This is a genomic window from Lonepinella sp. MS14435 (genome assembly GCF_042485795.1).
GTDB lineage: Bacteria > Pseudomonadota > Gammaproteobacteria > Enterobacterales > Pasteurellaceae > Lonepinella.
Window position 1 is genome coordinate 541,085 of the sequence record NZ_CP169368.1, and the last position, 14,574, is coordinate 555,658.

Below are 14,574 nucleotides of genomic sequence, written 5' to 3' on the forward strand. Positions count from 1 at the left end.
CACCATAAAAATGTGATCTTGATCACATTTTAAATGCTATCTATAAAATCAATCGTATTAATTTACCTTTTACCCTGAAAAATCAGGTAAAATAAAAATCAGTTTATATTCATTCAATCTCATTAATCAGGAGTAAACAATGGCAACGCAAAAACAACTTGCAAATGCAATCCGTTTTTTAAGTATGGACGCTGTTCAAAAAGCAAAATCAGGTCACCCTGGTGCCCCGATGGGTATGGCGGACATTGCCGAAGTATTATGGCGTGGATTTTTAAAACATAACCCAACCAACCCAAAATGGGCAGATCGTGACCGCTTTGTGTTATCTAACGGACATGGTTCGATGTTAATTTACAGTTTATTACATTTAACAGGCTATGATCTTTCTATTGAAGATTTAAAAAATTTCCGTCAATTACATTCTAAAACTCCAGGTCACCCTGAATATGGCTATGCACCAGGTGTAGAAACGACCACAGGTCCATTAGGTCAAGGTATTACCAATGCCGTGGGTATGGCGATCGCAGAAAAAACGCTTGCGGGTCAATTTAACCGTGCAGGTCACGATATTGTGGATCACTTTACTTATGTGTTCTTAGGTGATGGCTGTTTAATGGAAGGGGTTTCACACGAAGCCTGTTCATTAGCAGGAACGTTAGGCTTAGGTAAATTAATCGCATTCTATGACGATAACAATATTTCCATTGATGGTCATGTTGACGGTTGGTTCACTGATGATACCCAAAAACGCTTTGAAGCCTACGGTTGGCAAGTGATCCCAGCGATTGATGGTCATAATCCACAACAAATTGCCGAAGCGGTGAAAAAAGCTCAAGCAGAAACCAATAAACCAACCTTGATTATCTGTAAAACCATTATCGGTTACGGTTCACCAAACAAATCAGCTTCGCACGATTGCCATGGTGCGCCATTAGGTGATGAAGAAATTGCCTTAACCCGTAAAGCATTAGAATGGGATTATGCCCCATTTGAAATCCCAGCCGATATTTATGCAGAATGGGATGCTAAAGCTGCAGGTCAAACAGCGGAAGCGGCTTGGAACGAAAAATTTGCGGCTTATGAAAAAGCCTACCCAGAATTAGCCGCTGAATTTAAACGTCGTGTGAGTGGTGAATTACCAGCCAACTGGGCAGCAGAAAGCCAAGCCTTTGTGGAAAAATTACAAGCTAACCCAGCCTCTATTGCGAGCCGTAAAGCCTCACAAAATGCGATTGAAGCCTATGCACACATTTTACCAGAATTCTTAGGCGGTTCAGCAGACTTAGCCAGCTCAAACTTAACCCTATGGTCAGGTTCAAAACCAATTCGTGCAACCACCAATGTGGACGGCAACTACCTCAACTACGGTGTGCGTGAGTTCGGTATGTCGGCGATTATGAACGGTATTGCCTTACACGGTGGATTCATTCCTTATGGTGCAACATTCTTAATGTTCTTTGAATATGCTCACAATGCAGTGCGTATGGCAGCATTAATGAAACAACGTGTGTTGTTCGTTTACACCCATGACTCTATCGGTTTGGGCGAAGATGGTCCAACGCACCAACCTGTAGAACAAACAGCAGCATTACGTTTAATTCCAAACTTAGAAACGTGGCGACCAGCGGATCAAGTGGAATCAGCCGTGGCATGGAAATCTGCGGTAGAACGCAAAGATGGTCCGAGTGCCTTAATCTTCACTCGTCAAAACTTGGCACAACAACCACGCACAGCAGAGCAATTAGCTAACGTGGCTCGTGGTGGTTACATCTTAGTAGATTGCGGTTGCAACAACCCTGATGTGATCTTAATTGCTACGGGTTCTGAAGTGGAATTAGCCGTGAAAGCCGCAGAAGTGTTAAAAGGCGAAGGCAAAAAAGTGCGTGTGGTTTCTATGCCAAGCACCAACGTATTCGACAAACAAGATGAAGCCTATCGTGAAAGTGTGTTACCAAAACACATCACCAAACGTGTGGCGATTGAAGCACAAACGGCGGACTTCTGGTACAAATATGTGGGCTTTGAAGGTCGTATCGTGGCAATGCACGGTTTCGGCGAATCTGCCCCAGCAGACAAATTATTCAAATTATTTGGTTTTACCGTAGAAAACGTGGTGGCAAAAGCGAGAGAAATTTTGTAATAGTCTAACTATTTGATTAATCTTAGTAAAGTGCGGTGAAAATTATTCTAGTTTTCACCGCACTTTCTTGTTTTAGGTGGAGATTTCAGCCACAAACCCTAATTCTTTCGAAATCAATAAGGCGGTTTTTCTAATTTCACTTAATAAAAAATCTACGCCCATTTGTCTAAGCCGATAGATGGATGTAGAAATCGATACCGCATATTCCACTTTATTAAAAGCATCAAAAACTGGACAAGCCACACAAACTACCCCTAGCTCATTTTCTTCCTTATCCATGGCAAATTGAATTTGGCGAATTTCCGCTAATTCCTGTTGCATCAAGTGTAAATCTGTAATGGTATTTTTGGTTAATTGCTGAATAGTATCTTGATGCGATTGCCAATAATTGACGACATAGCTTGTATTATTTTCATAAGCTAAATAAAGTTTTCCCATGGCAGAACAATATAGATGTAAATATTGCCCAATATATGCTCTTGTTTTTAACATACCTGTTGTTGGTTCGAGCTTATAGATCATAATGGCGTGGTCGTCTTCTCGTTTGGAAAAATTTACCGTTTCGCCAAGGGTTAAGTTAAGTTGTTCTAAATAAGGCGATGCCAAATTGATGATGTTAAAGGAAGAAAGCGTTTTCTGACCGAGATTAAGGCATTTAGTAGTTAAGCGATAACTGCCTTGAGTGTTGGTTTGTTTAATATAGCCCTCTGCTTGCAAGCCTTGCAATAAACGGTGTACCGTGCTTTTATTCAGTTGCGATAATTCGGCTAATTTGGCTAATGGACAACCGTTAGGATAATCACTCAATAGATCCAATAGTTTTAGTCCACGAATAAGGCTTTGATTCCCCGTGTTTTTTTCTTCATTTATCATCATCATCTCCAACTTCCTGATGGCGTTTCATATTATGAAATATCTTTCTGAAAAAATGCGATCTAGTTCACATTTCTGAAATTTAAATAGTAACATATTGATTTATATTGTTTTTTATTTTTTGTATCAAATTGACTTTGCTACCTTATAAGTGTAATTTATGAAACGTGATTTTACAATTCGAAATTTAAAAAATTGAGGTGCTACATGAAAGTTTCTTATGAACAATTAAAAGCAGAATTTAAACGTGTCTTACTTTCTCGTAAAGTACGTGAAGATATTGCAGAAGAATGTGCAACAGTATTTGCTGACACAACGCAAGCGGGAGCCTACTCTCATGGGGTAAACCGTTTCCCACGTTTTATTCAACAACTCGAAAACGGCGATATTAAACCAGAAGCCGAGCCGACTAAAGAATTATCTTTAGGGGCGATTGAACAATGGGACGCTCATCAAGCCATTGGTAACTTAACAGCTAAGAAAATGATGGATCGAGCGATGGAATTAGCCGCAAAAAATGGTATCGGTGTAGTGGCATTACGTAATGCAAACCACTGGATGCGTGGCGGTGCTTATGGCTGGCAAGCAGCAGAAAAAGGTTATATCGGGGTGTGCTGGACTAACGCATTAGCGGTAATGCCACCTTGGGGTTCGAAAGAATGTCGTATCGGAACTAATCCGTTAATCGTGGCGGTGCCAACTAGCCCAATTACCATGGTGGATATGTCTTGTTCTATGTATTCTTATGGCATGTTAGAAGTGCATCGTTTACAAGGTCGCCAAACCTTTGTGGATGCAGGGTTTGATGATGATAATAATCCAACTCGTGATCCTGCCACCGTAGAGAAGAATCGCCGTCTAATGCCAATGGGCTTCTGGAAAGGATCAGGTTTATCGATCGTGTTAGATATGATTGCAACACTGCTTTCTAATGGTGAATCTACCGCAGCGGTGACTGAAGATAAAGACGATGAATATTGCGTTTCCCAAGTGTTTATTGCGATTGAAGTGGATCGTCTGATTGATGGCAAAACCAAAGATGCAAAACTTAATCGTATTATGGATTATGTGCGTACCGCAGAGCCTGTGGATCCAAATCAACCTGTTCGTTTACCAGGTCACGAGTTCACTACGATTTTAGCCGATAATAAAGCTAATGGTATTCCAGTAGATGATACGGTTTGGGCTAAATTAAAATCGCTCTAATTTAGACCGCACTTTGGTTTTTTGTTCAAAGTGCGGTGGCTTTTTCGTGAATTTTACAACATTAAGGATACTATTATGTTTTTTGGTCATATTGCTAAAGTCGAGCCGAACCGTTATCCGAAAGCGATTCAACAAGCCTTGAATTATCTTAAACATACCGATTTTGATTCTCTTCCCGCTGGTCGCTATCCATTACAGGGCGACAGTTATGTACAAGTGTTAGATTTACAAACCCAGCCAAAATCAGCCTATCTGCCCGAAGTTCACCGTAAATATTTAGATGTGCAATATTGGCATAAAGGCAGTGAACGTATGGCGGTCGCACCTGATTTAGGCAATAACCCTGTGGCAGAAGAATATAGTGCGGAAAAAGATATTCTGTTTTATCAATCTATTCCAAATGAGCAAGAAATTCTGTGTCAAGCAGGCAATTTTGCGGTGTTCTTTCCAGAAGATGCTCACCGTGGTGCTTGTGCTGAAAATGAAACAGGGTTGATCCGTAAAATTGTGGTAAAAGTAGCAGTGAGTGAACTGTAGGAGGCAATAATGAAATCTTTTGCGTTATTGGTTGGAAAAGCGATTGAAGCTGTGGTGGTGTTAATTCTCACCGCAATGTCAATTCTCGTTTTTCTTAATGTGGTATTACGATACGGCTTTAATAGCAGTATCAACATCACTGAAGAAGTTTCCCGTTATATGTTTGTTTGGTTGGCTTTTTTAGGGGCAATTCTGGCTTTTAGTGAAAATCACCATGTGAGTGTGACAATTTTAACCCATAAATTATCAGAAAAAGGACGTAATTTATTGGGTATTGTGACAGACATCGCCATGCTGTTTTGTTGCTATTTAATCGTAGAGGGCGGTTGGATACAGTTTCAACTAAATCTATCGAATTATGCGCCGATTTCAAGATTGCCACAAGGTATAACCTACCTTGCTGCGGTTGTTGCTGGTGCATTAATTGGTGTGTTAATTATTGCTCGTTTAGTGACTAGAATTGGACTCGTATTCAAAGGAGAAACCAAATGACCGTTGTAATTTTCCTTTCTGTTTTATTAGGTGCGATTCTACTCGGTATTCCAGTAGCCTTTTCCCTATTGATTTGCGGCATTGCGTTAATGGTACATTTAGATTTGTTTGACGCTCAAATCTTAGCTCAACAAATTGTGAGCGGTGCCGATAGTTTCTCGTTAATGGCAATTCCATTCTTTATTCTGGCTGGTGAAATTATGAATGAGGGTGGTTTATCCAAACGCATTATTGATTTACCGATGAAGCTGGTGGGTCATAAACGAGGCGGTTTAGGTTTTGTAGCCATTATCGCCGCTATGATTATGGCAAGCCTATCAGGCTCTGCAGTGGCTGATACTGCCGCGGTGGCTGCCATGTTATTACCAATGATGAAAACCACGGGCTATCCAATGGATAAATCTGCTGGTTTAATTGGGACAGCGGGTATTATTGCCCCGATTATTCCACCAAGTATTCCATTTATCGTATTCGGTGTAGCCAGTGGGGTTTCCATTACCAAATTATTCTTAGCAGGGATTTTCCCTGGTGTGATGATGGGGATATTCTTAGGCTTATTGTGGTGGTGGCAAGCTAAACGCTTAAACTTAATGACCTTTTCCAAAGCCACTAAACAAGAACTTTGTATTTCCTTTAAGAATAGTGTTTGGGCATTGTTGTTACCAGTGATTATTATCGGCGGTTTCCGTTCAGGTATTTTCACCCCAACCGAAGCAGGGGCAGTAGCAGCATTCTATGCTTTAGTGATTTCCTTATTCGTGTATCGTGAGCTGAAAATCAAAGACCTTTATCGCATTATTTTAGCCGCAGGCAAAACCACCGCAGTGGTGATGTTCTTGGTAGCGGCTGCCAATGTAACAGGTTGGTTAATCACTGTGGCTGAATTACCACAAATGATGACCGAATTACTTGAGCCATTAATTGATAGCCCAACATTGTTGTTAATTGTGATTATGTTTGCGGTATTTATTATTGGTATGGTGATGGATTTAACTCCGACCGTATTAATTTTAACCCCAGTGTTAATGCCATTAGTGGAAGAAGCGGGTATCGATCCTGTGTATTTTGGTGTGTTGTTTATTCTGAATACGTCTATTGGTTTAATTACACCGCCAGTAGGTAATGTGTTAAATGTCATCACAGGTGTATCAAAACTGCCGTTTGACCGAGCAGCAAGAGGTATTATGCCTTATATGCTAATGATGATTGTAGTTTTATTCTTGTTTATTTTCTTCCCTTCACTGATTTTAGTGCCATTGGGTTGGATGCTGTAAAAACAATTCATTTTACTTAACTCTCAAATGGAGAAATCTTATGAAACTTTTTAATTTAAAAACCTTAGCTGCTTTTGTTTCTGCCACAACCATGTTGGTGGCAACTAATGCCAGTGCAGAAACGAGCTTGCGTTTCGGCTATGAAGCACCACGCACTGATAGCCAACATATTGCGGCAAAAAAATTTGATGAATTATTGAAAGAAAAAACCAAAGGGGAAATCAAATTAAAACTTTTCCCAGATAGTACCTTAGGTAACTCGCAAACCATGATCGCTGGCGTGCGTGGTGGTACTATTGATATTGAAATGTCTGGTTCACCGAACTTTACAGGGTTAGTGGAAAAACTTAATGTTATTGATATTCCATTTATTTTTAAAGATCGTACGCACGCATTCAAAGTATTAGACGGTGAAATAGGTCAAGGGTTATTAAAAGATCTTGAGGCACAAGGCATCAAAGGGTTAGCATTCTGGGACGTAGGTTTCCGTGCTTTCTCTAACTCAAAACACACGGTGACTAAACCTGAAGATATTAAAGGTCTGAAAGTACGGACTAACCAAAACCCAATGTACATTGAAGCCTTTACCTTGTTAGGCGGTAATCCAGTACCAATGCCATTAGCCGAACTTTATACGGCATTAGAAACCCGTGCTGTTGATGCTCAAGAACACCCAATCGGGATTTTCTGGTCAAATAAACTGTATGAAGTACAAAAATTCTTAAGCCTAACCAATCACGGTTATACCCCGTTAATTGTGGCGATGAATAAAGCGAAATTTGATGCACTCACACCAGAATTACAAACAGCGTTAATTGAAGCTGCCAAAGAAGCTGGACAATTCCAACGTGATTTGAACATTAAAAATGAAACTGAAATTGTGGCAAATTTACGTAAAGCTGGTGTTGAAGTGACGGAAAACATTGATCAAGCACCATTCAAAGCGGTAATTGAAGAAAAAGTACGTCAATCTTTCATCAATAAAAATGGTGATGAATTAATTAAAGCGATTGATGCCCTAGCTCAATAGCAAGCAAACAGAAGTGCGGTGAAAAAATTACAATTTTTTGTACCGCACTTCGCCGAATAAGTCCCAACTTGCTGTTAAACGGAGAATGTTATGAAACGATTTAATTTAAAAACCTTAAGTGCTTTTGTCGCCGCAGTGACGATGTTTACAGTGAGTCATGCGGTGGCTGAAACCAGTTTACGTTTTGGCTATGAAGCACCACGTAGCGACAGCCAGCATATTGCGGCGAAAAAATTTGATGAATTACTAAAAGAAAAAACCAAAGGGGAAATCAAATTAAAACTTTTCCCTGATAGTACGTTAGGCAATGCACAAGCCATGATTGCAGGTGTGCGTGGTGGTACCATTGACATTGAAATGTCCAGTTCATCTAACTTTACAGGATTAGAACCGAAGATCAATGTGATTGATATTCCATTTATTTTTAAAGATCGTTCGCACGTTGTTAAAGTTTTAGATGGCGAAATTGGGCAAGGTTTATTAAAATCCCTTGAAACACAAGGCTTAAAAGGTTTAGCGTTTTGGGACGTAGGTTTTCGTGCATTTTCGAACTCAAAACACCCAGTCACCAAGCCTGACGATATTAAAGGATTGAAAGTACGCACTAACCAAAATCCAATGTATATTGAAACCTTTAGTTTGTTAGGCGGTAATCCCGTCCCAATGCCACTAGCGGAACTTTATACTGCCTTGGAAACCCGTGCTGTTGATGCACAAGAACACCCTGTCGGGATTTTCTGGTCATCAAAATTATTTGAGGTGCAAAAATATTTAAGTTTAACCAACCATGGTTATACCCCATTAATTGTGGTGATGAACAAAGCCAAATTTGATTCGCTTTCACCTGAATTACAAGCTGATTTATTGGAAGCTGCTAAAGAAGCAGGACAATTCCAACGTGATCTTAATGTGAAAAACGAAAAAGAAATCGTGGAAAATTTACGTAAAGCAGGGATTGAAGTCACTGAAACCATCAATCAAGCCCCATTCAAAGCCGTGATCGAAGAAAAAGTACGTAAATCCTTTATCGACAAAAATGGCGATGATTTGATTAAAGCGATTGATGCGTTAGAAAAATAACGATGCGTATCGCCCTTTTCGCTCCCCTTGCTTGCGGGGGGAGCTGTCCAAAGGACTGAGGGGGCGTTTTCAAACCCAAGATAACGAGAACAATAATATGAATTACTACTTAGGCATAGACTGTGGTGGCACCTTTGTTAAAGCCGCCTTATTTGACCAAACAGGCAAACTTTACGGCATTCAGCGTGAAAACGTTTCTGTGATCAGCGAGCAAGCAGGTTACGCTGAACGAGATATGCAGCAATTATGGCAAGTCTGTGCCAAGGTAGTACGTCAAACCATTCAACAAAGTGGCGTAGAATCGAGCCAGATTAAAGGCGTTGGCATTTCTGCACAGGGCAAAGGGGCGTTTTTGTTAGATAAACAAAAGCAACCTTTGGGGCGTGCCATTCTTTCCTCTGATCAACGTTCTCTTGAAATTGTCAAACAATGGCAAGCTGACGGTATTCCACAAAAACTCTATCCAATCACTCGCCAAACCTTATGGACAGGACACCCTGTGTCGATTTTGCGTTGGGTGAAAGAACATCAACCAGAGCGTTATGCTAATATTGGGGCGGTATTAATGTCCCATGACTATTTGCGATTCTGTTTAACAGGGCAACTACACTGTGAAGAATCCAATATTTCCGAATCCAATTTGTATAATATGCAAGTGGGCGAATATGATATTGAACTGGCAAGATTACTGGGAATTGAAGAAATTTTCACTCAATTACCACCGATTATTAAATCTAACCAAATTGCAGGCTATGTTACCCAACAAGCTGCTGAATTGTCAGGTTTAGCCGTAGGGACTCCCGTGGTTGGTGGATTATTTGATGTGGTTTCCACCGCACTTTGTGCCAAATTAGATGATGAAACGAAACTTAATGCAGTGTTAGGTACTTGGTCAGTGGTGAGTGGTATTACCGCTGAAATTGATGATAAACAAACGATACCTTTCGTGTATGGACGCTATGCTAAACCGAACCAATTTATTGTGCATGAAGCCAGTCCAACTTCATCAGGCAATTTAGAATGGTTTGTAAAACAGTTTGGTAATGTGGATTATGCGGAAATTAATCAAGGCATCAGCCAATTACCGCCTGCCACTAGCTCGGTGTTATTCGTGCCGTTTCTCTATGGTTCAAATGCAGGTTTAGGTATGCAAGCTGGTTTTTACGGTATGCAAGCACATCATACTCAAATGCACTTATTGCAAGCGGTGTATGAAGGGGTGTTGTTCAGCCTGATGTATCACTTAGAACGTATGTTGCAACGTTTTCCACAAGCCGATGTATTAAGAGTGACGGGTGGACCGACAAAATCGGCTGTATGGATGCAAATGTTAGCGGATCTCACCGCTATGCGATTAGAAGTGCCAAATGTAGAAGAAACAGGTTGTTTAGGGGCTGCATTAATGGCAATGCAAGCCGATGGATTGACTGAACAGCCTGCGGTATTGCAAGCAGATATGCAAGTGTATCAACCTAATTCGCAATATTATTCTGCTTATCAGAAAAAATATCAGCGTTATCAGCAGTTTGTTAGTGCGTTGAAAGGGTTGTTATAAATATCAAATCTTGCAGAAATCACCGTGCTTTATGGTTGAAAAGTGCGGTGATTTTTTTTAAATTTTTATTTATCTAAAATTTTTTGTTTACATTAAGATAATCTGCTATATAATTTCGGTTCGAAACTTATTTTGACAAAAGATCTAATGAAACGAAATATGAACCAGCGAAACACTCAACAACGTCGTCAACATATTATGCAGCTGTTGCAACAACAGGGCGAAGTTAGTGTTGAGCAGTTAGTGCAATTCTTTGAAATCTCCGAAGTGACTATTCGTAAAGATCTCACCGCTTTAGAAAGCAACGGTTTTTTACTTCGCCGTTATGGCGGAGCAATTTTGATGCCGAAAGATATTTTGGAGCAAGATGAATTGTTTTCACAACAAAAGTTAGCCATTGCTAAAATGGCAGCGGAACGGATTCGCGAGCATAATCGAATTATTGTGGATAGTGGCAGTACCACGGCAGCATTAATTAAACAGTTGGATGGTAAACAAGACTTGGTAGTGATGACCAATTCCCTTTCGGTGGCAACAGAATTACGTTCGTTAGAGAATGAACCCACTTTATTAATGACAGGGGGGACTTGGGATCCTCATTCCGAGTCTTTTCAAGGTAAAGTCGCCGAGCAAGTGTTACGTTCCTACGATTTTGATCAACTATTTATCGGAGCGGATGGCATTGATTTAGAACGTGGCACGACCACGTTTAATGAATTAATCGGGTTAAGTCAGGTGATGGCGGAGGTTAGTCGTGAAGTAATTGTAATGGTGGAAAGCCAAAAAATCGGCAGACGGATGCCGAATTTAGAATTAACTTGGGATCAAATAGATGTGTTGATAACCGATAACCAAATATCAGCACAGGATAAACAATTTATTCAGGATTTAGGCGTACAACTGGTTGTCGCCGAACAAAATTTTTAATTTATAAGGAAAACAAACTATGTGTGGAATTGTAGGTGCAGTAGCACAACGTGATGTGGCAGAAATCTTAATTGATGGTTTACACCGTTTAGAATATCGTGGTTACGACTCAGCAGGTGTCGCGGTATTAGGTGAAGACAAAAAAATGCAGATTGTTCGCCGTGTTGGGAAAGTAAAATCCCTTGAAGATGCAGTAAATGCCAAACCATTATTAGGGGGGACTGGCATTGCACATACACGTTGGGCAACCCATGGGGAACCATCCGAAATTAATGCTCACCCACACCGTTCAGGTCATATTGCGGTGGTGCATAATGGAATCATTGAAAATTATCAAGAATTAAAAGCACAATTACAGCAACGTGGTTATGTGTTCCAATCACAAACTGATACCGAAGTCATTGCTCATTTAGTGGAATGGGAATTTCGCAGTGCCAAAACCTTATTAGAAGCTGTACAAAAGGCAGTCGTGCAGTTGCGTGGTGCTTATGGTGCAGTGGTAATGAATGAACAAGATCCTGAGCGTTTAATCGTGGCTCGTTCTGGTTCACCGTTAGTCATTGGCTATGGCGTAGGGGAAAATTTCTTAGCCTCCGATCCGCTGGCATTGTTAAGTGTTACCCATCGTTTTGCTTATTTAGAAGAGGGCGATGTCGCTGAAATTACACGCCGTCATGTGTCGATTTTTAATCGTGCTGGTGAACCTGTAGAACGTGAAATTCACGAGGGTAATTTTGAAGCTGATGCGGCGGATAAAGGGCAATATCGTCACTATATGCAAAAAGAAATTTTTGAGCAACCTGTGGCGATTATTAACACCTTAGATGGTCGTATTAAAGACGGCAAAGTGGATATTCAGTCTATTGCCCCAAATGCAGCAGAGATTTTATCTAAAGTACAACACGTGCAAATTGTCGCTTGTGGAACCTCTTACAATGCAGGTATGGTAGCTCGTTACTGGTTTGAATCCATTGCTGGGGTAGGTTGTGATGTGGAAATTGCATCAGAATTTCGTTACCGCAAATTCGTGACTCGTCCGAATAGCTTATTAATTACCTTGTCGCAATCTGGTGAAACTGCAGATACTTTAGCTGCATTACGGTTAGCCAAAGAATCAGGTTATATGGCAGCCATGACGATTTGTAACGTGGCAAGCTCGTCTTTAGTGCGTGAATCGGATTTTGCTTTTATGACTAAAGCTGGTGTAGAAATCGGTGTTGCCTCTACCAAAGCGTTTACTACACAATTAACCTGTTTATTATTGTTGAACGTAGCACTTGGTCGTTTAAACGGTCATGTTAGCGAAGAGCAAGAACACCACATTGTACAGGCTTTACAACGTTTGCCTGCTCAAATTGAAAGTGCGTTGGTGTTTGATAAACAAATTGAAAAATTATCCGAAGATTTTGCTGAAAAACACCATACTTTATTCTTAGGTCGTGGCGAATATTATCCTATTGCCATGGAATCAGCCTTGAAATTAAAAGAAATTTCTTATATTCATGCGGAAGCCTATGCGGCAGGTGAATTAAAGCATGGTCCACTTGCTTTAATTGATAGCGAAATGCCAGTGGTAGTGGTTGCCCCTGAAAATGATTTATTGGAGAAAGTGAAATCTAATATTGAAGAAGTGCGTGCCAGAGGCGGTCAGCTTTATGTGTTTGCTGATCATGATGCAGGTTTTGAAGAATCCACAGGTTTTAAAACCATTGTATTACCAAAAGTAGATGAAATTACTGCTCCAATTTTCTACACAGTGCCATTGCAATTATTGTCTTATCATATTGCGATTATTAAAGGCACCGACGTGGATCAACCGAGAAACCTCGCAAAAGCAGTGACAGTGGAATAAAACCCATTCAAAAGATAAAACTAAGGTGCGTTTTTACGCACCTTAGTTGTTTGCTACTCAATATTTAATTCCAATCCAATCTCAATCAAATATCGTTGTTCTAATTTCAAATCTTGTTGAACCAATGGATTGCGATCAAGATAATTCGGCTCAAATGCTAGTTGCCATAAAGTGCGGTGCGTTTTTAACGCAATTTGCTTGGTGTGTTCTGTCGCTTGACGAGAACGATTAAGCAAAATGGCTAAACGTAATAGACGAATTAACGCTAGAATATCTTGTGGTGTGTAGCGAGAAAATTGCGTAATATCGTTCAAACTAAAGCCGTTTAATTGTAACCGTACCAAGGTTGATAACAAACGTTGCTGTTCCTTATCAAAACCAGGTAATTCCATATTGGATAGAATATATGCCGAATGTTTCTGCATATTTTTATGGTTAATCACAATACCCACTTCGTGCAATAAGGCTGACCAAAGTAAGATTTCTTGCATTTCTTCGGCAAATTCACTGGCCTGCCATTCGTGGAATTGTTGAGATAATTGCACTGCGGTTTTGCTAACTCGTTCCGCTTGAATACGATCAATATTAAACTGTTCCGCTAAGGCTTCAGCCGTACGTTGACGGATATTTTTCACTTGAAAATTTTTATCTAAGCTGTACATCACACCCTCACGCAATGCCCCGTCAGAATAACGCATTTGTTCAATTTGATAAGTGTCGAATACCGCACTCAAAATAGCTAACCCTGGTACAAAAACATCTGCCCTTTCTTCGTTTAAACCTGCTAGTTTTAGATTGTCAAAGTGTGTGGCTTTTAGCGTACGTTCAATCAGAAAATCTAGCCGACCCGCCGTGATAATTCCGTCTGGATCGAGCGTGGCGGTGATTACCTGATGAACAGTTTTAATCGTGCCTGATGAACCCAATACATATTGCCAGCCCAACTGACGATAGGGTGTTGCCAGATCAGCAATGCGACTTAAAGCGGTTAATCGAGCCTGTTCAAAATTTTCTTGGTTAATTTCACCGTTTGGGAAAAATTGTTTGGCAAAACTCACACAGCCCATATTCCGACTTTCTGCCAAAATCGGATCAAAGTCTTCACCAATAATCATTTCGGTTGAACCACCGCCAATATCAATCACCAGCTTGCGACCGCTTTCGGGTTGGGTATGTGATACCCCAGCATAAATCATTTTGGCTTCGCTTTGCCCTGAAATAATATTAATTGGATAAGGAAACACCATACTTGCTTGGCGTAAAAATTCTGCATTATTCACCGCACTTCGTAGCGTATAAGTGCCAACCACATTCACATTTTCAGCAGGAAAGCCTTGCAAACGTTCAGCAAACAAGGCTAAACAATTTACCCCACGAGTAATAGCGTCCTGATCCAATACACCGTTTTCATCTAATCCTTTTGCCAACTGCACTTTCTGTTTTAAGCGAGATAAAATCTGGATCGAACCGTTGACAATACGTGCCACAATCATGTGAAAACTGTTTGATCCCAAGTCAATAGCAGCAATTTCCTTGACTTGATGTTGTTCGCCTTTGGAAAGTGCGGTGGCTTTGGTAATTAAATTAATATTATTCATACAACCATCA

At 40.4% G+C, this 14,574-nt stretch carries 12 protein-coding genes; 10 read left to right on the forward strand and 2 right to left on the reverse strand.

The features are described 5' to 3' along the window. Positions 1–139: 139 nt before the first annotated feature. Positions 140–2,140, forward strand: a complete 2,001-nt coding sequence (gene tkt, locus O1Q80_RS02635) for a transketolase (protein WP_386695518.1) — start codon at positions 140–142, stop codon at positions 2,138–2,140. A 72-nt stretch (positions 2,141–2,212) separates the two neighbouring features. Here tkt and O1Q80_RS02640 read toward each other — a convergent pair whose 3' ends face one another. Beyond that, on the reverse strand, positions 2,213–3,019 hold the full coding sequence (locus tag O1Q80_RS02640; RefSeq protein ID WP_386695519.1) for an IclR family transcriptional regulator: 807 nt from the start codon (positions 3,017–3,019) through the stop codon (positions 2,213–2,215). Between the two features lie 201 nt (positions 3,020–3,220). On the opposite strand from O1Q80_RS02640, the gene yiaK reads away from it, so the two are divergent. From yiaK to glmS, 9 genes are all read left to right on the forward strand, one after another. After that, entirely contained in the window at positions 3,221–4,219 is a 999-nt protein-coding gene (gene yiaK / locus O1Q80_RS02645; protein WP_386689036.1) for a 3-dehydro-L-gulonate 2-dehydrogenase, read from the forward strand. 75 nt (positions 4,220–4,294) lie between these two features. Beyond that, on the forward strand, positions 4,295–4,756 hold the full coding sequence (locus tag O1Q80_RS02650; protein ID WP_386695521.1) for a YhcH/YjgK/YiaL family protein: 462 nt from the start codon (positions 4,295–4,297) through the stop codon (positions 4,754–4,756). 9 nt (positions 4,757–4,765) lie between these two features. Further along, the gene (locus tag O1Q80_RS02655) at positions 4,766–5,248 is read left to right on the forward strand and encodes a TRAP transporter small permease (protein WP_386689040.1); all 483 of its coding nucleotides are present in this window, start codon (positions 4,766–4,768) and stop codon (positions 5,246–5,248) included. Further along, complete coding sequence (locus tag O1Q80_RS02660) at positions 5,245–6,522, forward strand: TRAP transporter large permease subunit (protein ID WP_386689042.1); 1,278 nt, start codon at positions 5,245–5,247, stop codon at positions 6,520–6,522. The genes O1Q80_RS02655 and O1Q80_RS02660 overlap by 4 nt, the downstream gene beginning before the upstream one ends. Before the next feature lie 40 nt (positions 6,523–6,562). Further along, positions 6,563–7,552 carry a TRAP transporter substrate-binding protein gene (locus O1Q80_RS02665; RefSeq protein WP_386695523.1) on the forward strand — a complete coding sequence of 330 codons (990 nt, stop codon included), beginning with the start codon at positions 6,563–6,565 and terminating at the stop codon, positions 7,550–7,552. A 90-nt stretch (positions 7,553–7,642) separates the two neighbouring features. Further along, positions 7,643–8,632, forward strand: a complete 990-nt coding sequence (locus tag O1Q80_RS02670) for a TRAP transporter substrate-binding protein (RefSeq protein WP_386695525.1) — start codon at positions 7,643–7,645, stop codon at positions 8,630–8,632. 97 nt (positions 8,633–8,729) lie between these two features. After that, positions 8,730–10,187: an FGGY-family carbohydrate kinase gene (locus O1Q80_RS02675; protein ID WP_386695527.1), complete on the forward strand. Its 1,458-nt coding sequence runs from the start codon at positions 8,730–8,732 to the stop codon at positions 10,185–10,187. A gap of 147 nt (positions 10,188–10,334) precedes the next feature. Further along, positions 10,335–11,114 carry a DeoR/GlpR family DNA-binding transcription regulator gene (locus O1Q80_RS02680; RefSeq protein ID WP_386689050.1) on the forward strand — a complete coding sequence of 260 codons (780 nt, stop codon included), beginning with the start codon at positions 10,335–10,337 and terminating at the stop codon, positions 11,112–11,114. A gap of 19 nt (positions 11,115–11,133) precedes the next feature. Further along, entirely contained in the window at positions 11,134–12,966 is a 1,833-nt protein-coding gene (gene glmS, locus O1Q80_RS02685; protein ID WP_386695529.1) for a glutamine--fructose-6-phosphate transaminase (isomerizing), read from the forward strand. 53 nt (positions 12,967–13,019) lie between these two features. Here the strand turns inward: glmS and ppx are convergent, their stop codons facing one another. Then, positions 13,020–14,564 (reverse strand): exopolyphosphatase, encoded by a 1,545-nt coding sequence (gene ppx / locus O1Q80_RS02690; protein ID WP_386695531.1) that lies wholly within the window; start codon positions 14,562–14,564, stop codon positions 13,020–13,022. Positions 14,565–14,574 lie beyond the last annotated feature (10 nt).

Coding starts and splice junctions, on each gene's coding strand:
- tkt (WP_386695518.1), top strand. CDS start 140: ATGGCAACGCAAAAACAACTTGCAAATGCAATCCGTTTTTTAAGTATG.
- O1Q80_RS02640 (WP_386695519.1), bottom strand. CDS start 3,019: ATGATGATGATAAATGAAGAAAAAAACACGGGGAATCAAAGCCTTATT.
- yiaK (WP_386689036.1), top strand. CDS start 3,221: ATGAAAGTTTCTTATGAACAATTAAAAGCAGAATTTAAACGTGTCTTA.
- O1Q80_RS02650 (WP_386695521.1), top strand. CDS start 4,295: ATGTTTTTTGGTCATATTGCTAAAGTCGAGCCGAACCGTTATCCGAAA.
- O1Q80_RS02655 (WP_386689040.1), top strand. CDS start 4,766: ATGAAATCTTTTGCGTTATTGGTTGGAAAAGCGATTGAAGCTGTGGTG.
- O1Q80_RS02660 (WP_386689042.1), top strand. CDS start 5,245: ATGACCGTTGTAATTTTCCTTTCTGTTTTATTAGGTGCGATTCTACTC.
- O1Q80_RS02665 (WP_386695523.1), top strand. CDS start 6,563: ATGAAACTTTTTAATTTAAAAACCTTAGCTGCTTTTGTTTCTGCCACA.
- O1Q80_RS02670 (WP_386695525.1), top strand. CDS start 7,643: ATGAAACGATTTAATTTAAAAACCTTAAGTGCTTTTGTCGCCGCAGTG.
- O1Q80_RS02675 (WP_386695527.1), top strand. CDS start 8,730: ATGAATTACTACTTAGGCATAGACTGTGGTGGCACCTTTGTTAAAGCC.
- O1Q80_RS02680 (WP_386689050.1), top strand. CDS start 10,335: ATGAAACGAAATATGAACCAGCGAAACACTCAACAACGTCGTCAACAT.
- glmS (WP_386695529.1), top strand. CDS start 11,134: ATGTGTGGAATTGTAGGTGCAGTAGCACAACGTGATGTGGCAGAAATC.
- ppx (WP_386695531.1), bottom strand. CDS start 14,564: ATGAATAATATTAATTTAATTACCAAAGCCACCGCACTTTCCAAAGGC.